This is a genomic window from Streptomyces sp. SAS_281 (genome assembly GCF_052542855.1).
Genome location: NZ_JBMNDO010000134.1, coordinates 1 through 21049, shown reverse-complemented (window position 1 = coordinate 21049; position 21049 = coordinate 1). Strand labels below are relative to the sequence as shown.

The window sequence follows — 21049 nt, the reverse complement described above, 5'->3', positions numbered from 1 at the left end:
CCGCCGGCAACGCCGGCGGGCGGTTCCGTGCACCAGGGGCGAACAGCTACTTCAGCGCGCCGGCGGTCAGGCCCGCCTGCACCTGGCGCTGGAAGATGGCGTACACGATCAGCACGGGCAGGATGGCGATCATCATGCCCGCCATGAGGGCTCCCCAGTCGTTGTCGTAGCCCTGTTGGAGCGCGATCATCGCGAGCCCCTGGGTCAGTACGTACTTGTGCTCGTCCTGGTTGAGCACCATGGGCAGCAGGTACTGGTTCCACTGCCCCAGGAAGTTGAAGATGCCGATGCTGATGAGGCCGGGCTTCGCCATCGGCAGCATCACCTGGAAGAACGTCCGGGTGTGCGAGGCACCGTCGATCAGTGCCGCCTCCGCCACCGAGGTCGGCAGAGTGCGGAAGAAGGACGTCATGAAGAACACCGTGAAGGGCAGCGAGTAGGCGATGTAGACCAGGATGAGTCCGTGGTACGTCGCCAGCAGTGAGCTCCCCGGGAAGTCCCGCAGCACGAAGAAGAGCGGGATCACCAGCATGAAGACGGGGAAGGACATGCCCGCGACGAAGAGGTAGTAGATGAACCTGTTCCCCGGGAACTGGAACCGGGCGAGAACGTACGCGGCCATCGAGCCGAGGACCATCGTGCCGGTGACCGAACCGCCCACCACGATAGCCGTGTTGATGAAGTAGCGGCCCATGTTCGCGTCGTTCCACGCGTTGGACCAGTTCTCCCAGTGCAGGACGGTCGGCAGTCCCCACGGGTCGGTCAGGATGCCGTTGCTGTCCTTGAACGCGCTCCACAGCACCCACAGCAGCGGCACGCCCACCATCAGCGTCCATACGACCAGCATGCCGTGGGAGAAGACGTTGAGGACACCGCCCTCGCTGCCGGCTCCCCTGGTGCGCCCCTGCTTCTTCGTGGCCTGCGGAACCGAGTCCTGCTTCGCCACGACGTCTGTTTCCTCGATCGTCATTCGCCCGTATCCCTAGAACTCGATTCGCTCACGCCGCGCAAAGCGCATGGTGAGCACGGCGAAGGCCATCGTGACGATCAGCATCGCGACACCCATGGCGGAGGCGTAACCGAACTGGCTGTCACGGAAGGCCGTTTGAAAGAGCCGCAGCGGCATGACGTCAGTGGCGCCGTCCGGCCCGCCCATGTTCACCGACATGATCTGGACCAGGGCGAACGCGTCGAGCGCGATGATGCCCATGTACACCCAGCCGGTCTGCACGGTGTCCCACAGCAGCGGGAGGGTGATTTTGAAGAAGGTGTCGAAACGGCCGGCCCCGTCGAGCAGGGCCGCCTCGTAGATGTCACGCGGAATCGATGCCATGGCCGCGGAGAACAGGACCACGTAGAAGCCCACGTTGCTCCACACCATCACGGCGCTGATGCACCAGAGCGCGATGCTCTTCTCGCCCAGCCACGCGTTCTGCAACGAGTCGAGGCCCACGGACCCCAGGAGCGCGTTGAGCATTCCGTCGTGCGGGTCCGGGTTGTAGATGTTGAACCAGATCACCGCGATGATGGTGATGGAAATGACCTGGGGGAAGAAGAAGACGAACTTGTAGAACTTCGACCCGGTCACCCCGGTGACCACCTCGTTCTTCCTGCGGCGTCCACCCACATTGAGCATGAAGGCGAAGAACAGTCCCATACCCAGGGTGATCACGGGGATCAGTGCGAGCATGTAGATGTTATGGCGCAGCGCATTCCAGAACTCGTCGCTCTCCCAAAGCCGCTGGAAGTTGTCGAGGCCCACGAACTTGGACGTCCCGACCAGTCCGGACCAGTCGGTCATCGAAATCTGGAACGCTTGGACGAACGGTGAGATCACGAAGATCGCATAGACGATCAGAGGCAGGGCCAGGAAGCCCGCGACGAATCGGTACTTGCCGTGTTGCATGGTGCTTCCCGGCCCTTCTCCTCGGTTTCGTACTCAGGAAGTGCGCTTGAACTTCGCGATCGAGTCGTCCTTGGCGACCTTGTCGCAGGCTTCCTGGGTCTTCTTGATCCAGTCGGATGCCTTCAGGTCCCCCGTGAGCAGCTGGCCGGTCAGACCGCCCATCTTCTCGTCCGTCAGCGCCGGGTACCACTCCTGCAGTTGGAGGCTGATGAGGTTGGTCCCGGCGGCCTTGAACACCTTGCTGGCCGAGGCCAGCCCCGGGGAGAGCTGCATCCCCTCGGTCGCGTCGACCACGCAGGTGAGGGACTTGACCTTGGTGGCGAAGTTCTGCGCGTGCTTCTTCGAGAGCATGATGCGCAGCATCTCCATGCCGCCCACCGGGTTCTTGCCCTTGCTCGGCACGATGAAGGGCTCGCTCGGCTCGGCGCGCAGCGTTCCGTGCGGAAGCTTGTCGCCCGTGCCGTCGAAGAGTTCACCGACGGCCATGCCGAAGTCCTCCGGCGTCGTCGGCGCGGCCTCGTTCTCGACCCAGGAGCCGTTCGGGATGAACACGGCCTTGCCCTTGGTCCACTGGGTCTGCGACTGGATGTGGGTGAGGCCCTGGCTGCCCTCCAGGAAGTACTTCTTGGCAGCCAGCTCCTCGTAGTGCTCGATGACCTCCTTGACCGCGTCGTTCTTGGTCCAGGCGTTCGGTTCGAGGTTGTCGATCGCCATCCAGGCGTCCATGCCGCCGATCTTGGCGATCTGGGCGAAGAGGTTGAAGTGGACGTAGTACGGGTACTTGCCCGCGTACGTCCAGGGCGCGATGCCCTCCTTCTTGATCTCGCCGCAGAGCTTGACCATGTCATCGAGACTCTTGGGGTACGTCCACCCCTTCGAGTCCATCAACTTCTGCGAGTACCAGGTGCCGTAGATGGTGAAGGCGTAGTAGAGCACGTCGAACTTGTCGCCGTGCAGACCCTTCTCCAGCGTGCTGGGGTGGATCGTGTCCTTGACCTTCTTGGCGGGGTCATCCACGGACGCCGCCTCCAACAGAGGCTTCAAGTCCTGAAGTTGCCCCTGGGTGGAGAGCTTGTTCATGTCCAGGTGGTCGGCGCCGGAGTTGTCGATGATGTCCGGCGGGTTGCCACCCGCGAAGCGCGGAGTCAGCTTCGGACCGACCTGCTGGGTGCCGGTGTGCTTGACCGACGCGCCGTACTTCGTCTTGTAGTCGGCCTCCGCGTCCTTGGCGTACTGGTCGCCCAGACCGCCCTTGAAGATGAACGCCTCCAATGCCTCCCCCTTTTTCACTCCCAGGGGGTTCGTCGCAGAGGTCTTACCCGTCGGAGCCTTGGTCTCCTTTTCGTTGCCGCCACCGCCACCGGTGGCACAGCTCGTCAGGAAACCCATCGTGGGAACGGCGATCAGCCCAAGGGCGGCAGAACGCTTGATCACTGCGCGGCGTCCGAGATTCTCGTCGCCGTGAGCGGAGGTGGAACCCATGCTCAAGTCCTCGCCTTCTACAGGACTCAGGCGGTGTATCGGCTACCCGTCGAGAATGTGCCTCAGCGAAGAGCTCCGCCACCGCGATCAGATGAAGCTGGATCATTCTGGCCACAGGGAGCCTCTGGCATGCAACGTCCTCGTTGTGCGGACTGCTTCCGATTCCCCCTGAACCGCCGCCGACAACCCGGCTGAGCGGACGCCGACAGGTATAGTCCACTTCTCGTCAACTACGCAAGATCGAATGCAGACTTACGAAAGAGTCTTTCCCTACTTGAGACCTTGCGAGCTCGCACGTCGTCGCTCACCCGACATCACCGGGCACCGCGGCAGCCGCTTCGCACCGCCCTCGCCCGGAACGCGATGGGCTCAGGGCCGCGGAGGCCACGGCCGATGAGGCCCGGCCGGAAGCGCCGGCCTCTCGGCGGACGCGGTCGCGCGCACCCCACCGCCGGCCGTAAGGGCATCGCGGGCGGGCGGCCCGGGAGCGTCATCCCCCTCGCCGAGCGGGCGGAACGAGCCGGCCCGCCCCGCCCTTGCTTCTTCGCCCCGGCAGATGGCGTTACCGAGGTGACGCCGGCTCGCATCCGCACATGCAAATACAGCCCATCGCCCCGCCGCAAAGACCGACCGCGGCCACTATTGGGCAAGCGAGCTCGTTGATGACGCGCCCGGTATCGATTCAGAACCGGCCCCGCACTGCGCCGGACCCTGTGACGTCGTCGCATTTCTGGGGGCTACCGGCGTTACCGCTGCGGCACACGCCATGAACGCCTATCGGATAGACGAGCGGCAGGGAAGACAGTATGGGCGCAAACCAGACAGTCGCCCTTCCCTTTCAAGCCGAACAGCATCCTCTAGCACGGCCGATATCCCGCAATCGCGAACGCGCGCCACCCGACTCCGGATGGACCGCTTCATGGCCATGCCAAGCTGCTACTGTCGCCCCGCATAGATGCCAGCAGCGCGATCTGCGCCCCGGAAGACTGGACAAACCGTGAAGAACCGCGTGGTCAAGGCGGCACTCGCCGCGTCAGCAGCGTTCACCCTGGTCGGCGTGTTCGGGCCGGCCGCATCCGCCGAGGACGCCTACCTCACCATTTACAACAACGGCTACGGGTCCGCGAACTTCAAGCGCGACGGAGACCTGCTCGGCGTGTGCGACCAGGACGCTGACGGGTACACCGTGAAGGCGAGCGTGCAGAAGTGGTACGAGAGCACCCGCTCCTGGCAGGCCGTTGGCAGCGAATCGGCCCCCAGCTTCAATAACCCCCTCGGCAACTGCAACTACAAGACGGTCAACGTCGAGCCCGACAGCTCGGTCATCCGGCTGCACATGTGGGCGGTCCGCTCGGACGGCACCACGGTGGCCGCGAGCGTCGAGTACAGCCCCTCCGGCCACGCCTGACAGTCACCCCCGGATCTGCGACAGCGAAGGGGCACCCGGACCTCGGGTGCCCCTTCGCCCGTATCAGCCTCTTCAGGGCAACTCCTTGACACCATGAGCCACTTCACTCCCTACTTGTTCCTGCGCACCTTCTGACAACGTTGTCCAAGCGCACACTTCCCCGGGAGGAATGGCTCGGCATGCACCCCCGACACCGTTCTCGTACGAGACGAAGCAGCACGGCAGCGCTGATCGCGGCCTCATTGGTGGTGGTCGTGACAGCCCCCACGGCGGCCGCCGCTCAATCGGCCGGATCAGGCCCGCGGGGCCAACGGCCCACCGGTGACCGAACGTTCAGCACGTCCTTCGAAGAAGACGAAAAGCAGCCGGACTGGCGCAATTCCGTAGAAGAGGGCTCCGACGGAAAGAAGCGGTCATCGGGTGTCGATGGCGGATTCTCCTCCGGGATACCGGGCAATGTGACCGACCGGGTCACCGACGTCCGCGCGAGCGACGAGAACACCGGCGGCGGGGAGGTGAAGGAGAACCTCGTCGACGGAGAGTCGAGGACGAAATGGCTGTCGTTCGAGCCCACCGCCTGGCTGGAGTTCGACCTCACCGAGCCGGTGAAGGTCGTGACGTACGCGCTCACCTCCGCCGACGACCACGACGAGCGCGACCCCAAGGACTGGACGCTCCAGGGCTCCGACGACGGCAAGACCTGGACGGACCTGGACACCCGGACCGGCCAGACCTTCAGCGAGCGCTTCCAGACCAAGTCGTACGACTTCGAGGCGGACAAGGCATACCAGCACTTCCGCCTCGACATCACGAAGAACAACGGCGCCACCGACGCCACCCAGCTCGCCGACGTCCAGTTCTCCGACGGCGACACCTCCGCCCCCGCGCCCTCCGACATGCGCACGCAGATCAGCAACGGCCCCTCCGGCTCCCCCACCGCCAAGGCCGGCGCGGGCTTCACCGGCAGGAAGGCGCTGCGGTACGCGGGCACCCACAAGGCGGACGGCCGGGCGTACTCGTACAACAAGGTGTTCGACGTGAACACCCGGATCACCCGGGACACCGAGCTGTCCTACCTGGTCTACCCGCAGATGGGCGAGACGGACCTGTCCTACCCGGCCACGCACGTCGCGGTGGACCTGGCCTTCACGGACGGCACCTACCTGAGCGACCTGCACGCCACCGACACCAACGGCGGGCTGTTGACGCCGCAGGGCCAGGCGGACGCCAAGCGGCTCTACGTCAACCAGTGGAACAAGGTCGAGGCCGGTATCGGCACGGTCGCCGCGGGGAAGACCGTCGACCGCATCCTGGTCGCGTACGACTCCCCCAAGGGCACGGCCAAGTTCCAGGGCTGGATCGACGACCTGAAGATCGCGCCCGCGAAGCCGGAGAAGCGCAAGGCGCACCTCGCGGACTACGCCTCCACCATCCGGGGCACCAACTCCAGCGGCTCCTTCTCGCGTGGCAACAACTTCCCCGCGACGGCGGTCCCCAACGGGTTCAACTTCTGGACGCCGGTCACCAACGCCGGCTCGACCAGCTGGCTCTACGACTACGCGCGGGGCAACAACGACGACAACCTGCCCACGCTCCAGGCGTTCGCCGCGAGCCACGAGCCGAGCCCCTGGATGGGCGACCGGCAGACCTTCCAGCTGATGCCCTCGGCGGCCTCCGGCACCCCGGACGCCTCGCGCACGGCCCGCGCGCTGCCCTTCCGGCACGAGAACGAGACCGCGCGGCCGCACTACTACGGCGTGACGTTCGAGAACGGCCTCAAGGCCGAGATGACGCCGGCCGATCACGCGGCGCGGATGCGGTTCACGTACCCGGGCAAGGACGCGAGCATCGTCTTCGACAACGTCTCCAACGACGGCGGGCTCACCCTGGACCCGGCGACCAGCTCGTTCACCGGCTTCTCGGACGTGAAGAGCGGCGGCTCGACCGGGGCGACGCGCCTGTTCGTGTACGGCGTCTTCGACGCGCCGGTCACCGCGAGCGGCAAGCTCTCGGGCGGCGGCGGTGACGACGTCACCGGCTACCTGCGGTTCGACGCGGGCAAGGACCGCACGGTGAACCTCCGCCTGGCGACCTCGCTGATCAGCATCGACCAGGCGAAGAAGAATCTGGCCGCCGAGATCCCTGCCTCGCACTCCTTCGGCCGGGTCGAGGACAAGGCGCAGGACGCCTGGGACGACCTGCTCGGCAAGGTGGAGGTCGAGGGCGCCACCGCCGACCAGCTGACCACGCTGTACTCCAGCCTGTACCGGCTCTACCTCTACCCGAACTCGGGTTCCGAGAAGGTCGACGGCAAGGACAAGTACGCCTCCCCCTTCTCGTCGCAGACCGGCTCGGACACCCCGACGCACACGGGCGCGAAGATCGTCGACGGCAAGGTGTACGTCAACAACGGCTTCTGGGACACCTACCGGACGACCTGGCCGGCCTACTCGCTCCTGACCCCTTCGAGGGCGGGCGAGATGGTCGACGGCTTCGTGCAGCAGTACAAGGACGGCGGCTGGATATCCCGCTGGTCCTCGCCGGGTTACGCGGACCTGATGACCGGCACCTCCTCGGACGTGGCGTTCGCCGACGCGTACGTCAAGGGCGTGAAGTTCGACGCGAAGGCGGCGTACGACGCGGCCGTGAAGAACGCGACGGTCGTGCCGCCGAGCTCCGGTGTGGGCCGCAAGGGGATGGAGACGTCCCCGTTCAAGGGGTACGCCGACACCACGACCCACGAGGGCATGTCCTGGTCGATGGAGGGTTACGTCAACGACTACGGCATCGCGAAGATGGGTGAGGCGCTCTACAGGAAGACGCACGAGCAGCGCTACAAGGACGAGTCCGAGTACTTCATGAACCGGGCCCGCGACTACGTGGAGCTGTTCGACGACAAGGCCGGCTTCTTCCAGGGCAAGGACGCCAAGGGCGACTGGCGGCTGCCGTCCGGCCTCTACGACCCGCGCGTCTGGGGCTACGACTACACGGAGACCAACGGCTGGGGCTACGCCTTCACCGCTCCGCAGGACAGCAAGGGCCTGGCCAACCTCTACGGCGGCCGGGACGGCCTCGCCAAGAAGCTGGACACCTACTTCGCCACCCCGGAGACCGGTACCCCGGAGTTCGCGGGCAGCTACGGCGGGGTCATCCACGAGATGACGGAGGCCCGTGACGTACGGATGGGCCAGTACGGGCACAGCAACCAGGTCGCCCACCACGTCACGTACATGTACGACGCGGCCTCGCAGCCGTACAAGACGCAGGAGAAGGTCCGCGAGGTCCTGGGCCGGCTGTACACGGGCAGCGAGATCGGCCAGGGCTACCACGGCGACGAGGACAACGGCGAGCAGTCGGCCTGGTTCCTCTTCTCCTCGCTCGGCTTCTACCCGCTGGTGATGGGCAGTGGCGAGTACGCGATCGGCTCGCCGCTCTTCACCAAGGCGACGGTGCACCTGGAGAACGGCCGCACGCTGGTCGTCAAGGCGCCGAAGAACAGCGCGAAGAACATCTACGTCCAGGGCCTGAAGGTGAACGGCAAGAAGTGGACGTCCACCTCGCTGCCGCACGACCTGCTGGCCAAGGGCGGGACGCTGGACTTCGACATGGGACCGAAGCCGTCCGCCTGGGGCACCGGCAAGGACGCCGCGCCGGTCTCCATCACCCAGGACGACCAGGTGCCGTCCCCGCGCAAGGACGTGCTGAAGGGCGAGGGCCCGCTGTTCGACAACACCTCGGCCACCACCGGCACGGCCGCCACGGTCGAACTGCCGGTTCCGTCCGCCACGAAGGGCGTCCAGTACACGCTGACCTCGGCCGCCAGGGCGACGGCACCGGCCGGCTGGGTGCTCCAGGGCTCGTCGGACGGCAAGAGCTGGAAGGACCTCGACAAGCGGTCCAGCCAGTCCTTCGCCTGGGACAAGCAGACACGGGCCTTCTCCGTGGAGTCCCCCGGCTCGTACGCGCACTACCGGCTGGTGTTCGACGGTGAGGCTTCGCTCGCGGAGGTGGAGCTGATCGCCTGACCGCATCCGTGTACGCGGACGGCCGGCAGCTCCCCGTGGGCTGCCGGCCGTCCGCGTACCTCAGGCCCGGTCCGGTGTCTCCGGGACCGCCGCCGGGAACAGGCTCTCCGGCAGCGTGACGTTCCACGCGGTGATGACCGGGTTGCCGTGTTCCCGGCCCAGCCGGGACACGGCGCCCGTGGCCAGCTGGAAGAGCGTGCCCTCGGCCGGGGTCAGGCCCAGATAGCGGGCGGTCAGGACGCGCAGGAAGTGGGAGTGGGCGACGAGCACGATGTCCTCGTCCCCGGCGCGGCCGGCCGCCTCCGCGACCTCGGCCAGCACCCGGTCGGCCCGCTCCCCGACCTCCGCCGGGGTCTCGCCGGGGTGGGCCTCCGGACCGGCGCCGACACCGTCGGTCCAGAGGTTCCAGTCGGGCCGGGTACGACGGATCTCGTCCGTGGTGATGCCCTCGTAACCGCCGTAGTCCCACTCGCGCAGCTCCGGTGTGATGCGGGGCGCGGCGAGCCCGGCGAGTTCGGCGGTGCGCCGGGCCCGGACCAGGGGGCTGACGAGGGTGAGCGCGATGGACCGGTCGGCGAGCAGGGGGGCCAGGGCGCGGGCCTGGCGTTCACCGAGGGGGGTCAGGGGCAGATCGGTGTGGCTCGTGTGGCGCCCGTTGCGGGACCACTCGGTCTCGCCGTGCCGGATCAGGATCAGCTCGCCCATGTGAAGGCCATCCGCTCTCAGTGCTGTTACCGCTCATGTTCTGTACAGGCGCTAACCCGCCGGTCCACGATCGCATTCCGGCCTGGGGCGGGAGAGCGGGCGCGCCCGTAAGGAGACGAAACGTCCTGGGAGGCGTCCTGGGACGCCTCGGCGAACGCCCGGATGAGCGGTGACTCCGCCGCGGTCCGCCAGACCAGGGCCCACCGGCAGGGCGGCGCGTCGCGGATGGGGACGAAGGCCAGGCTGGGCCACGTGTAGAAGTCCGGCGTCTCGGCCGGTACGGCGGCGGTGGCCTGGCCCGAGGCGACGACGCTGAGCGCCTCCTGCCACGTGGTGACCCGGGGCCCCCGGCGGACCGGGCGGCCGGAGGGGGTGCGCCGGGGGTTGAGGGCCTCCTCCATCGCGGAGGGGATCGAGCCGCCCTCGACGACGGCGCAGTCGCCGAAGTCCTCCAGGCAGACGGACTCCCGCTCCGCGAAGGGGTGGCCGGCGGAGACCATCAGGAACAGCGCGGAGGTGTGCCCGGTCGGCAGGACGGTCAGCCCCGGACCGTCGACGGGCAGCCATACGTAGACCACGTCCACCTCGCCCGACACGAGGAGGTCGAGCGGTGAGGCGGGCTGGATCTCGCGGTGCCGGACGCGGGCGTCGGGGTGGCGGGCCTGGAAGAGGTCGAGCGTGTCCTTGATCTGGAGGGCGTACGGGCCCATGGTGCCGAGGGTCAGGGTGCCCCTGGTGCCCCGGGCTGTGGCCTTGGCGGCCTCGATGCCCCGGGTGATCTGCTCGTGGCCGTACTTCAGTGCCTCGTACAGCTGCTCGCCGAGGGGGGAGAGGCGCACGGTGCGGGTGGTGCGGTCGAAGAGGGGGCCGCCGATGAGGCGTTCCTGCTTCTTGACCAACTGGCTGACCCGGCCGGGGCTGATGCCCAGCCGCTCGGCGGTGCGGCTGAAGTGCAGCTCCTCCGCGAGCGTCAGGAATATCTCGATCTCCCGCATCTCCACGCCCGGCCCCCCGGATTCTTTAGCCCAGAGTCAAAAGACGTTACCAGTCCCGTCGTTGATGCCTCGCGGGCGTCGGGGAAGACTGGGGGGCGCCGCCCTCGACCGGGGGCGCGCAGGCGTAGGCAGGCCCGGCTGCCGTCCCAGGAGGTGCCGTGCCTGTCGGATATCTGGTCCCCGTGCTCATCGTCGCGATCGGCACGTGGTGTGCGCTGAGACCGGTGCCGTTCGAGCACCCACTGGGCCGCCCCAGCTACATCCTCGGACTGGCCGCCAACGAGCTGCCGTTCGCCGCCTTCTTCTGGATGCTGCTCGTCCCTACGGTGATGGCCTTCGCCCAGGACGACGTCATGGACTCGCCGGGCGCGTGGGGCATCGTCGCGCTGGCCACCCTGACCGTGCCCGGGCTCGCGGTGATCGCCCACCGCGCGTGGGGCGAGCGGGACCGCATCGAGCGCGCGATGGCCGAGGGGCTGGGCGGGAACTGGCGCGCCGCCATCGACGCGGACCTGGCCGAGGGGCTGCGGCACCGGCCCCCGTGGCTGCGCGTCCTGTTCGTGCCGATCCTCAAGCGGCGCCGGGACGTGCGGCGCGTGGCCAACCTGTCGTACGGGGACGCGGGGCGTCGCAATCTGCTCGACGTGTACCACCACCGGGCCCGCCCGCAGGGTGCGCCCGTGCTGATCCACATGCACGGCGGCGGCTACACCGGCGGCCACAAGAACAGCCAGTCGCTGCCGCTCCTGTACCGGCTGGCGAGCCGGGGCTGGGTCACCATCAGCGCCAACTACCGGCTGAAGCCGCAGGTCCGGCACCCCGAGCACATGATCGACCTGAAGCGGGTGATCGCCTGGGCGCGGGAGCACGCCCAGGAGTACGGGGCCGACCCGTCGAGCGTGTTCGTGGCGGGCAGCTCGGCGGGCGGCCACCTGGGCTCGATCGCCGCCCTAACCTCCGACGACCCCGCGTTCCAGCCGGGTTTCGAGGACGCCGACACCTCGGTCAGCGGGGTCGTCGTGCTGAACGGCTTCCTGGGCGCGTACTGGCACCAGGGCCCCGAGTCGTCCCCGCTGGGCCATGCCCGGCCGGACGCGCCGCCCATGCTGATCGTCCACGGCGATCTGGACCCCCTGGTGCCGGTCGCCGGCATCCGCGAGGTGGCCGAGGGGCTGCGCGACGCGTCCGAGAGCCCGGTCGTCTACGCCGAGCTGCGCGGCGGGCACCACGCCTTCGACCTGTACCACTCGCTCCGCTTCGACGCGGTGGTGGACGCGGTCGAGGCGTTCACCGCCTGGGTCAGATCGCGGGAGCGCTCGCCCCGGGCGTGACGACCACCGCCTCGTACGACCGGTCCGTGTCGGCGGTGACCCGGAGCGCGCCGCCCTCGCGGACCACCTCGTACGTGGCGGCGGGCTCGCCCGTGAGGCCGGGGACGGTCACCGTGCGGTGGAGGTCGCCGGTGCCCTCGGGGGCGTACACGCGCAGCTGGAGGCCGTCCGTCCAGTCGCCGTCGGGCCGGGAGGTGTCGGCGCCGAGCGGGAGGACCGCGCCGGGCCGGACCAGCAGCGGGAGGCTGTCGAAGCCGTAGGTGTCCCGGTGCCAGGCCGGGCCGGTGACGGTCTCGCCGGTGAGCAGATGGGTCCAGGTGCCCTCGGGGACGTAGTACTCCACCTCGCCGTCCTCGCTGAAGACCGGGGCGACCAGGAGGTCGGGGCCGAGCATGTACTGCCGGTCGGCGGTGCGGGCGGCCGGGTCGTCCGGGAACTCCAGGAGCATCGGGCGCATGACGGGGACGCCGGTGCGGTGGGCCTCGACGGCCGCACCGTACAGGTAGGGCATGAGGCGGTGCTTCAGCTCCGTGAAGCGCCGGGCGACCTCGACCGCCTCGTCGCCGAACTCCCACGGCACGCGGTACGACGAGGAGCCGTGCAGCCGGCTGTGCGAGGAGAGCAGGCCGAAGGCGAGCCAGCGCTTGAAGACCGCCGGGTCCGGGGTGCCCTCGAAGCCGCCGATGTCATGGCTCCAGAAACCGAAGCCGGACAGGCTCAGCGAGAGGCCGCCGCGCAGGGACTCCGCCATCGCCTCGAAGGAGGACCAGCAGTCGCCGCCCCAGTGCACGGGGAACTGCTGTCCGCCGGCCGTGGCGGAGCGGGCGAAGAGGACGGCCTCGCCCTGGCCGCGCTCCTTCTCCAGAAGCTCGAAGACGGCCTTGTTGTACAGGTGCGTGTAGTAGTTGTGCATGCGCTCCGGGTCGGAGCCGTCGTGCCAGACGACGTCGGTGGGGATGCGCTCGCCGAAGTCCGTCTTGAAGCCGTCGACGCCCTGGCCGAGGAGCGTGCGCAGCTTGCCCTGGAACCAGGCGGTGGCCTCCGGATTGGTGAAGTCCACCAGCGCCATGCCGGCCTGCCACTTGTCCCACTGCCAGACGTCGCCCTCGGGGGTGCGCACGAAGTAGCCCTTGGCCGCGCCCTCCGCGTACAGGGGGCTCTTCTGGGCGATGTACGGGTTGATCCAGACGCAGATCCGCAGGCCCTTGTCCTTGAGCCGGGCGAGCATGCCCTCCGGGTCGGGGAAGACGTCCGGGTCCCACTCGAAGTCGCACCACTGGTACTCGCGCATCCAGAAGCAGTCGAAGTGGAACACGGAGAGCGGGATGCCTCGCTCGGCCATGCCGTCCACGAACGAGGTCACGGTCGCCTCGTCGTACGCGGTGGTGAACGAGGTGGTCAGCCAGAGGCCGAAGGACCAGGCCGGGGGCAGGGCCGGGCGGCCGGTCAGCGCGGTGTAGCGGGCCAGGACCTCCTTGGGGGTGGGTCCGGCGACGACGAAGTACTCCAGCGTCTGGTCCTCGACGCTGAACTGCACCTGGCCGACCGCCTCGGAGCCGACCTCGAAGGAGACCTTGCCGGGGTGGTTGACGAAGACGCCGTAGCCGCGCGAGGAGAGGTAGAACGGGACGTTCTTGTACGCCTGCTCGCTGCTGGTCCCCCCGTCCGCCTGCCACATGTCGACCACCTGGCCGTTCTTGACGTACGGGGTGAACCGCTCGCCGAGCCCGTGGATCGTCTCGCCGACGCCCAGTGCGAGCTGGGCGAACATGTGGTGGGCGCCGTCGCCGGTCGTGGCGAAGGCGGTGCCCTTGCGCCCGGCGGCGGTCAGGACGCGCCCGTCGGCGTCCCGGAACTCCAGGCCGAAGCCGCCTCCGGCGGGGAGCCGGAGGGTGAGCGGCCCGCTGGTCAGCTCGGCGGCCCCGCCGTCCTCCTCGCGGGTGGCGGCGGAGGGGTCACCGGTGGCGCCGGGCAGGGCGAAGTCGGGGCCGGGGTGGCGCTTGCCCGCCAGATGGGTGACGCGGACCCCGATGACGCCTTCGGCGGGGGCGTACGCCTCCACGGTGATCAGCGGGGCGTTCAGGGTGTCCCCGCGCCGGGTCACGCGCTGGACCGCCGCGTAGGCGGTGAGGCGGTCGCGGTCGAGGCGGAGGTCGCGGAGTTCTGTGGCGTACGAGGCGTGGACACCGTCTCGCATCTGCCAGAAGCCGTCGGTGAACTTCATGGGGGGTCCGTTCCTGTGGGTCCTGATTTTGATCGTACACAAAACAAATTTTTTTCGAAGCGCTTCGATTCGCCGTTCGGAACGCCCGAATCTGCGTGAACACTGGCGGGAAGACCCCTTGCGACCGGGCATGTTGCCCCTGTGTGACGTGCACGTCACCAGGACGGTCTAGAAAACGGGCGACCCCATGACGTATTAGTACTGACAGCAAACAAATCGGTCGGACGGCAGCGCAGCCGCCCGGGCCCTTGCCGACAAGAGGCACCTGAATGTCGAACCGCTTCACCCCACGGGTCGCCGTCCCGCTCACCGTCGTCTCCGCGCTGATCGGCGGTGCGGTCCTGTCGGGCTGCGGCCAGCAGCGGGACCCGGACGTGTACACCGTTCTGAACTCCTCGACCGACGAGTCGTACCACCGCTGGGACGCCCAGACGCTGGCCCGGTGCAGCAAGCAGCTGGGGGTGACCATCGAGCAGCAGAGCGTCCCGGCCTCCCAGGTGATGACCAAGGCACTGCGGATGGCGTCCTCGAAGTCGCTGCCCGACGTGCTCCAGCTGGACGCCTCCGAGATGCCGACGTTCGCCGAGGCCGGCGGGCTGATCCCGCTGAAGGACCTCGGTCTGACCACCGCGGACATCCCCGAGGGGATCGTGAACTTCGGCTCGTACGAGGGGACGTACTACGGAGCAGCGCGCACGGTGAACACCCTGGCGCTCTTCTACAACAAGGACACCCTCGACAAGGCCGGCCTGGCGGTCCCCACCACCTGGGCCGAGATGCGCGAGACCGCGAAGAAGCTCACGCAGGGCAAGCGGTACGGACTGGCGCTCAGCGCGGGCGGCGCGGAGGACGGCGTCTTCCAGTTCACGCCCTTCATGTGGTCCAACGGCGGCGACGAGACCAAGCTCGACACCCCCGAGGTGGCCGGGGCGCTGGACTACTGGAAGAGCCTCCTCAAGGACGGCTCCCTGTCCAAGTCGACGGTCAACTGGACCCAGGCCGACGTGAACGACCAGTTCATGGCGGGCAACGCGGCCATGATGATCAACGGCCCCTGGCAGGTGGAGACCCTGAACTCCAAGAAGGGGCTGCGCTGGGGCATCGCCGAGATCCCCGTCCCGAAGGCCGGGGACGACTCGGTGGGCCCGCTGGGCGGCGGCGTACTGACCGTGCCCAACACCGGTGACGAGAAGCGCGAGAAGATGTCCGCGAAGATCATCGGCTGCATGTCCGGCGAGCAGGAGCAGATCACCTACGCGCTGAACAGCTGGATGGTCCCGGCCAACGAGAAGGCCGCCGCCGAGTGGCGCAAGAAGGTCCCCGAGCTGGACGCCCTGGCCGACCAGGTCGCCACGGCCCGGTCGCGTACCGCCAAGCTCGGCGCGCGGTGGTCGTCCGTCTCCCTCGCGCTCCAGAGCGCGTTCCAGTCCGCCCTGACCGGCGAGTCGAGCGAGGCCGCCCTCACCCGCGCCCAGAAGCGCGCGACGAGCGGGAACTGAGGTATCCGAACCATGTCGACCACCACCGCTGCACCGGCGCTCGTGACCAAGAAGACCGCGAAGCCGCCGAACCCCGCCCGCGTCCGGCGCCGCAGGCGCCTGGCCCAGTGGGGCTTCATCGCCCCCGCCGTGATCTTCATGGCGCTGTTCTTCGGCTACCCGCTCGTCCGCAACATCGTGATGAGCTTCCAGGACTACTCGCCGTCCACGTTCTTCACGGGGAAGTCCCCGTTCAACGGAACGGACAACTGGAGCAAGGTCTTCAACGACGAGCTCTTCGGCAAGGCCCTGTGGCACACCATCCTGTTCACGATCGGCTCCCTGATCGGACAGTTCTGCATCGGCCTGGGCCTCGCGGTCTTCTTCAACCGCCGCTTCCCGCTGAACGGCGTGCTGCGGTCGCTCATCCTGCTGCCGTGGCTGGTGCCGATGGTCGTCTCTGGTGTCGTCTGGCGGCGCATCCTCGACCAGGACACCGGTGTCCTCAACTCCTTCCTCGGCACCGTCGGCCTCGGCGGTGACACCCCGTGGCTGACCAGCACGAGCATGGCGCTGATCTCGGTGATCCTGGTGAACATCTGGATCGGCATCCCGTTCAACATGGTGATCCTGTACGGCGGCCTCCAGGAGGTCCCGAAGGAGCTGTACGAGGCCGCCTCGCTGGACGGCGCCTCCGCCTGGCGGACGTTCCGCTCGATCACGCTGCCGATGCTGCGGCCGGTGATCACCGTGGTCCTGGTGCTCGGCTTCATGTCGACGGTCAAGATCCTCGACCTGATCCTGGCGCTCACCGACGGCGGACCCGCCGACTCCACCCAGACCCTCGGCACCCTCACGTACCAGAACTCCTTCGTCCAGCTGGACTTCGGGGCCGGTGCCGTGGTCGGCAACATCCTGATCCTGATCTCCGCCGTCTTCGCGGTGTTCTACCTGCGGGCCAACCGCAACGAGGGGAAGTGACCGGCATGGCGAGCACCGTGCGTACCCCCGCCGCGCCCACGCGGCCCAGCGGCCGGCCGAAGCGGCGCTGGGGCGCCATGATCTTCGGCGTCCTGGTGCTGTGCGTGATGCTGTTCCCGCTGTACTGGATGGTGAACACCGCGCTCCAGCCCGAATCCGGGCTGCTGGAGGTCGACCCCGTCCCGCACGGCCTGGACCTGTCGGGCTTCCGCTCGGCGCTCACCGACCAGGGCGGCAACCTGCTGACCTCGCTCGCGGTGGCGCTGGGCGCGGTCGTGATCTGCCTGGCGATCTCGGCGCCCGCCGCGTACGGGCTGGCGCAGTTCAAGCTGCGCGGCACCCGGACGATCGTCTTCGGCACGCTGATCACCCAGATGGTGCCGGGCATCGTCATCGCCAACGCCCTGTACAGCGCGTACGTGGATCTCGGCCTGGTCAACTCGTACGCCGGGCTGATGCTGGCCGACGCCTCGCTCGGCATCCCGTTCGCGATCGTGCTGATGCGGTCGTTCATGGTGGCGATCCCGCGCGAGGTCATCGAGGCCGCCGAGGTCGACGGGGCCGGACGGTTCCGGACCTTCGTGCGGGTCGTGCTGCCGATGAGCCGCAACTCGCTGATCACGGCCGGGCTGTTCTCGTTCCTGTACGCGTGGAGCGACTTCATGTTCGCGCTGACGCTGAACACCACGGACGACGTCAAGCCGATCACGCTGGGCATCTACCAGTACATCGGCGCCCACGTCGGCGACTGGGGGTCGGTGATGGCCGCTTCCGTGCTGTCCGCGGTGCCGGCGGCGGTGCTGCTCGTCCTGTCGCAGAAGTACATCGCCGCCGGGATCACCGGTGGCTCGGTCAAGTAGGGGTATCCATGAGTGAGTTCCCGGTCTTCCCGCCCGGCTTCGTCTTCGGCGCGGCCACGGCCTCGTACCAGATCGAGGGCGCCGCGCGGGAGGACGGACGCGGTCCGTCCATCTGGGACACGTACAGCCACACGCCCGGGAAGACGGACGGCGGCGACACGGGTGACGTGGCCTGCGACCACTACCACCGCTACCGCGAGGACGTGGCGCTGCTCCGGGAACTGGGGGTCGGTTCGTACCGCTTCTCGATCGCCTGGTCGCGCATCCTGCCGGAGGGCTCCGGCGCGGTGAACCCGAAGGGTCTCGACTTCTACTCCCGGCTGGTGGACGAGCTGCTGGAGGCGGGCATCGAGCCGGCCGCCACCCTCTACCACTGGGACCTGCCGCAGGCCCTGGAGGACCGGGGCGGCTGGCGCGTACGGGAGACGGCCGAGCGGTTCGGCGAGTACACGGAGATCGTGGCCGAGCGCCTGGCCGACCGGGTGCCGCGCTGGATCACCCTCAACGAGCCGTGGTGCAGCGCCTTCCTCGGCTACTCCGTGGGGCGGCACGCCCCCGGCGCGAAGGAGGGGCGCGGCGCCCTGGCCGCCGCGCACCACCTGCTCGTCGGCCACGGACTGGCGATGAAGGCGCTGCAGGCGGCGGGGGTCCGCGAGGCGGGCATCACCCTGAACCTGGACCGCAACGTCCCGGCGAAGCCGACGGACGCCGACCGGGCCGCGGTGGTCCGCGCGGACACCCAGCACAACCTGGTGTGGACGGAGCCGATCCTCGCGGGCCGCTACCCGGCCACCGAGGAGGAGACCTGGGGCGAGCTGATCACCGGGCAGGACTTCCGGCGCGACGGCGACCTGGAGCTGATCTCCCAGCCCCTGGACTTCCTGGGCATCAACTACTACCGCCCGATCGTGGTGGCCGACGCCCCGCACCGCGAGCCGGACCCGGCGCTGCGGGTCGCCACGGACAACCGCTACGCCGAGGGGCAGTACCCGGACGTGCGGCGGACGGCGATGGGCTGGCCGGTCGTGCCGGAGTCCTTCACCGATCTGCTGACCGCGCTGAAGGACACCTACGGGGACGCGCTGCCCCCGGTGCACATCACGGAGAACGGCTCGGCGGAGCACGACACCGTGGAGCCGGACGGTGCGGTGCGGGACGCGGACCGGGTGGAGTACCTGCGTACGCATCTGGCGGCGCTGCGGTCCGCGATGGACGCGGGCGTCGACGTGCGGGGCTACTACGTGTGGTCGCTGCTGGACAACTTCGAGTGGGCACTCGGGTACGCGAAGCGGTTCGGCATCGTCCGGGTCGACTACGACACCCTGGAGCGCACCCCGAAGGACAGCTACCGCTGGTATCAGGCGCTGATCGCGGCGCACCGGGCCTGAGCGACGCGACGAACGCCCTGCCCACCGCTGTGCGCGGTGGGCAGGGCGTTCGTCGTACGGGTGGCCGGTCAGGCGCGTCGTCGGGCCCACATCGGGCTGACGAAGGCGATGAGCACGGCGGCGACACCGATCTGGAAGATGTGGCGGATCCAGTCGATGCCCCCGGTGTCACGCACACCGAAGGCGGTGGCGAGGGCGTTGCCGGCGATGGCGCCGACGATACCGAGCAGGACGGTCAGCCACAGGGGAATGGGCTGGCGGCCGGGCACGACCAGCTTGGCCAGCAGACCGATGATGAGTCCCGCGATGATGGCCCACAGAAATGACACGACAACTCCTCTTCTACCGCTGTCCGACTGGTTTCGGGAAGCTGACTTCCGCCTGCCCGGCACACACCGGTGTACGCATGCCGCCGTGGACGAGAAGGGCGTCCGGCCCCTTCGCGGTGTCCGCATACCGGGGCGAAGACGATGCGTTGGCCTCATTTCGACAAACCCTTGGAGACGTGAGGGAGTCGTGAAAGGATCACCCTCAATTCCGTGGCGTGTCCCCGTATCCCGCGGCGCGTCACGCCTCGTCCCACCACCCATGGAGAACACACGTGGCCAAGATCTCTGGCCGTCGGCCCGGACGGGCTGCCGCCCGTCTCGCCGCCGCCGCGATAACCGCGGCCCTGGTCGTCACCGGCGCGTCCGCCGCCTCCGCCTCCGCCGCCGAGGTCGGCGACGCGCCCATGTTCGGCCTCTACGGCCTCGACGGCTCCGGCAACGCGTACACCTATGTGCCGCAGGGTGACGGCGCCATCTCGCCGCGCACCCCGTTCGAGACCGGCATGACGAACCTCGCGTTCGTCGGCCTGGTGGACAACGACGCGGACAACCTCGCGGACGGCCGCTGGCAGCTCGGCACCTCCGGCAACATCTGGTACTACGAGGGCAACTCCCCCGCCGTGAAGGTCGGTTACGGCTGGGACACCTACAACACCGTGGTGTCGGTCGGCCAGTTCGGCGGTGCCGAGGGCGGCGACCTGCTCGCCCGCGACAAGAAGGGCGATCTCTACCTCTACCTGGGCTACGGCGACGGCAAGGTCACCAAGCGCCTGAAGGTCGGCTACGGCTGGGACACCTACAGCGCGATCGCCGGCAACGGCGACCTGAACGGCGACGGCAAGAACGACGTCGTCGCCCGCGACAAGTCCGGCGTCCTGTGGCTGTACAAGGGCACCGGCGACCAGAAGGCGCCGTACGCCAAGCGCACCAAGATCGGCAGCGGCTGGAACCAGTACAACGCCCTCTTCGCCGCCGGTGACCTGACCATGGACGGCCGGACCGACCTGGTCGCCCGCAACTCCAAGGGCGAGCTGTACCTGTACGAGGGCACCGGCGACGCGGCCGCCCCCTTCAAGCCGAAGGCCATCCTCGGCACCTCGGGCTGGAACACCTACCGCCTCTTCTTCTGAGCCGGTCACAGTGGTTACACAGTCATGACGAAACGTGAAGGTTTCGCGTACGAAACCGTGACACGATTCCCGTGAATCGGTGGCCCGCCGCCAACGTGCGGCGGGCCGCTCCCACTTCACGATCCATGGAGTACTTGTGGCCAAAACCACTGGCCGGCACCACATGCGCATAGCCGCTCGCGCGGCAGCCGCGGCGCTCACCGCCGCCCTCGTCGCCACCGGCACCTCGGCCGTGGCCGCCGACGCCCCGCAGCCTTCGCTCGGCGCCTCGGCCGACCAGCCGGCGGCGGCTCCCGCAGCGGCCACCGCCAACCCGCACTTCTGGCTCTACGCCGTCAACTCCGCGGGTCTCGCGTACGCGTACGGCCCGAACGGCAAGGGCGGCCTCACCGCCCGCTCCCAGGAGGGCAAGGGCTGGACCGGCGTCTCCGCGATGATGCAGGTCGACCACCAGAACGACGGTGACAGCGACGGCCTCTGGTTCCGTGAGGACAACGGGAACATGGGCTACCTGAAGTTCGACGGGTCGGCGGTGAAGATCGGCTACGGGTGGAACATCTACAGCAAGATCGTCTCCCCCGGCCAGATCGGCGGAGCCGCCGGCGGTGACATCCTCGCCGTCGACACCAAGGGCGACCTGTACGTCTACCTCGGGTACGGCAACGGCACCATCACCAAGCGCATCAAGGCCGGTTACGGCTGGAACATCTACAGCGCGATCGCCGGCAACGGCGACCTGAACGGCGACGGCAAGAACGACGTCGTCGCCCGCGACAAGTCCGGCGTCCTGTGGCTGTACAAGGGCAC

General features: G+C 68.4%; 16 protein-coding genes. 9 read left to right on the top strand and 7 right to left on the bottom strand.

Features of this window, described 5'->3' with window-relative positions; translation table 11 throughout:
• Nucleotides 1–46: 46 nt before the first annotated feature.
• Genes ACN6LM_RS33020 through ngcE form a run of 3 tightly spaced genes read right to left on the bottom strand, consistent with a single transcriptional unit; the run spans nucleotide 47 to nucleotide 3388 of the window.
• A complete protein-coding gene (locus ACN6LM_RS33020; protein ID WP_445069071.1) occupies nucleotides 47–970 on the bottom strand; it encodes a carbohydrate ABC transporter permease in 924 nt (307 codons plus the stop codon).
• A gap of 12 nt (nucleotides 971–982) precedes the next feature.
• Nucleotides 983–1906: a carbohydrate ABC transporter permease gene (locus tag ACN6LM_RS33015; RefSeq protein WP_445069070.1), complete on the bottom strand. Its 924-nt coding sequence runs from the start codon at nucleotides 1904–1906 to the stop codon at nucleotides 983–985.
• A gap of 33 nt (nucleotides 1907–1939) precedes the next feature.
• Nucleotides 1940–3388 carry an N-acetylglucosamine/diacetylchitobiose ABC transporter substrate-binding protein gene (gene ngcE, locus ACN6LM_RS33010; RefSeq protein ID WP_445069069.1) on the bottom strand — a complete coding sequence of 483 codons (1449 nt, stop codon included), beginning with the start codon at nucleotides 3386–3388 and terminating at the stop codon, nucleotides 1940–1942.
• A gap of 997 nt (nucleotides 3389–4385) precedes the next feature.
• On the opposite strand from ngcE, the gene ACN6LM_RS33005 reads away from it, so the two are divergent.
• Both ACN6LM_RS33005 and ACN6LM_RS33000 read left to right on the top strand, forming a co-directional pair.
• Nucleotides 4386–4796 (top strand): hypothetical protein, encoded by a 411-nt coding sequence (locus ACN6LM_RS33005; RefSeq protein WP_445069068.1) that lies wholly within the window; start codon nucleotides 4386–4388, stop codon nucleotides 4794–4796.
• 458 nt (nucleotides 4797–5254) lie between these two features.
• The gene (locus ACN6LM_RS33000) at nucleotides 5255–8821 is read left to right on the top strand and encodes a GH92 family glycosyl hydrolase (protein ID WP_445069067.1); all 3567 of its coding nucleotides are present in this window, start codon (nucleotides 5255–5257) and stop codon (nucleotides 8819–8821) included.
• A gap of 60 nt (nucleotides 8822–8881) precedes the next feature.
• Here the strand turns inward: ACN6LM_RS33000 and ACN6LM_RS32995 are convergent, their stop codons facing one another.
• Nucleotides 8882–9526 carry a histidine phosphatase family protein gene (locus ACN6LM_RS32995; RefSeq protein WP_445069066.1) on the bottom strand — a complete coding sequence of 215 codons (645 nt, stop codon included), beginning with the start codon at nucleotides 9524–9526 and terminating at the stop codon, nucleotides 8882–8884.
• A gap of 26 nt (nucleotides 9527–9552) precedes the next feature.
• On the bottom strand, nucleotides 9553–10521 hold the full coding sequence (locus ACN6LM_RS32990) for a LysR family transcriptional regulator (RefSeq protein ID WP_445069072.1): 969 nt from the start codon (nucleotides 10519–10521) through the stop codon (nucleotides 9553–9555).
• Between the two features lie 158 nt (nucleotides 10522–10679).
• Here ACN6LM_RS32990 and ACN6LM_RS32985 point away from each other — a divergent pair, with 158 nt between their 5' ends.
• The gene (locus ACN6LM_RS32985; protein WP_445069065.1) at nucleotides 10680–11852 is read left to right on the top strand and encodes an alpha/beta hydrolase; all 1173 of its coding nucleotides are present in this window, start codon (nucleotides 10680–10682) and stop codon (nucleotides 11850–11852) included.
• On the opposite strand, the gene yicI is transcribed toward ACN6LM_RS32985, so the two are convergent.
• Nucleotides 11821–14076 carry an alpha-xylosidase gene (gene yicI / locus ACN6LM_RS32980; protein WP_445069064.1) on the bottom strand — a complete coding sequence of 752 codons (2256 nt, stop codon included), beginning with the start codon at nucleotides 14074–14076 and terminating at the stop codon, nucleotides 11821–11823. The two genes, ACN6LM_RS32985 and yicI, sit on opposite strands and share 32 nt — an antisense overlap.
• A gap of 269 nt (nucleotides 14077–14345) precedes the next feature.
• Here yicI and ACN6LM_RS32975 point away from each other — a divergent pair, with 269 nt between their 5' ends.
• Genes ACN6LM_RS32975 through ACN6LM_RS32960 form a run of 4 tightly spaced genes read left to right on the top strand, consistent with a single transcriptional unit; the run spans nucleotide 14346 to nucleotide 18783 of the window.
• Nucleotides 14346–15575 (top strand): ABC transporter substrate-binding protein, encoded by a 1230-nt coding sequence (locus ACN6LM_RS32975; protein WP_445069063.1) that lies wholly within the window; start codon nucleotides 14346–14348, stop codon nucleotides 15573–15575.
• Between the two features lie 12 nt (nucleotides 15576–15587).
• Complete coding sequence (locus ACN6LM_RS32970; protein ID WP_445069062.1) at nucleotides 15588–16535, top strand: carbohydrate ABC transporter permease; 948 nt, start codon at nucleotides 15588–15590, stop codon at nucleotides 16533–16535.
• Nucleotides 16536–16540: 5 nt separating this feature from the next.
• Complete coding sequence (locus ACN6LM_RS32965) at nucleotides 16541–17395, top strand: carbohydrate ABC transporter permease (RefSeq protein WP_445069061.1); 855 nt, start codon at nucleotides 16541–16543, stop codon at nucleotides 17393–17395.
• An 8-nt stretch (nucleotides 17396–17403) separates the two neighbouring features.
• Nucleotides 17404–18783: a GH1 family beta-glucosidase gene (locus tag ACN6LM_RS32960; RefSeq protein WP_445069060.1), complete on the top strand. Its 1380-nt coding sequence runs from the start codon at nucleotides 17404–17406 to the stop codon at nucleotides 18781–18783.
• Between the two features lie 68 nt (nucleotides 18784–18851).
• On the opposite strand, the gene ACN6LM_RS32955 is transcribed toward ACN6LM_RS32960, so the two are convergent.
• The gene (locus ACN6LM_RS32955) at nucleotides 18852–19112 is read right to left on the bottom strand and encodes a GlsB/YeaQ/YmgE family stress response membrane protein (protein ID WP_445069059.1); all 261 of its coding nucleotides are present in this window, start codon (nucleotides 19110–19112) and stop codon (nucleotides 18852–18854) included.
• Nucleotides 19113–19384: 272 nt separating this feature from the next.
• Between ACN6LM_RS32955 and ACN6LM_RS32950 the strand changes: the two genes are divergently transcribed.
• Entirely contained in the window at nucleotides 19385–20242 is an 858-nt protein-coding gene (locus tag ACN6LM_RS32950; protein WP_445069058.1) for an FG-GAP repeat domain-containing protein, read from the top strand.
• A 136-nt stretch (nucleotides 20243–20378) separates the two neighbouring features.
• A partial coding sequence (locus ACN6LM_RS32945; protein ID WP_445069057.1) for an FG-GAP repeat domain-containing protein occupies nucleotides 20379–21049 on the top strand: 671 nt, incomplete at its 3' end.

Coding starts and splice junctions, on each gene's coding strand:
- ACN6LM_RS32995 (WP_445069066.1), bottom strand. CDS start 9,526: ATGGGCGAGCTGATCCTGATCCGGCACGGCGAGACCGAGTGGTCCCGC.
- ACN6LM_RS32970 (WP_445069062.1), top strand. CDS start 15,588: ATGTCGACCACCACCGCTGCACCGGCGCTCGTGACCAAGAAGACCGCG.
- ngcE (WP_445069069.1), bottom strand. CDS start 3,388: ATGGGTTCCACCTCCGCTCACGGCGACGAGAATCTCGGACGCCGCGCA.
- ACN6LM_RS33015 (WP_445069070.1), bottom strand. CDS start 1,906: ATGCAACACGGCAAGTACCGATTCGTCGCGGGCTTCCTGGCCCTGCCT.
- ACN6LM_RS32965 (WP_445069061.1), top strand. CDS start 16,541: ATGGCGAGCACCGTGCGTACCCCCGCCGCGCCCACGCGGCCCAGCGGC.
- yicI (WP_445069064.1), bottom strand. CDS start 14,076: ATGAAGTTCACCGACGGCTTCTGGCAGATGCGAGACGGTGTCCACGCC.
- ACN6LM_RS32960 (WP_445069060.1), top strand. CDS start 17,404: ATGAGTGAGTTCCCGGTCTTCCCGCCCGGCTTCGTCTTCGGCGCGGCC.
- ACN6LM_RS33020 (WP_445069071.1), bottom strand. CDS start 970: ATGACGATCGAGGAAACAGACGTCGTGGCGAAGCAGGACTCGGTTCCG.
- ACN6LM_RS32975 (WP_445069063.1), top strand. CDS start 14,346: ATGTCGAACCGCTTCACCCCACGGGTCGCCGTCCCGCTCACCGTCGTC.
- ACN6LM_RS32990 (WP_445069072.1), bottom strand. CDS start 10,521: ATGCGGGAGATCGAGATATTCCTGACGCTCGCGGAGGAGCTGCACTTC.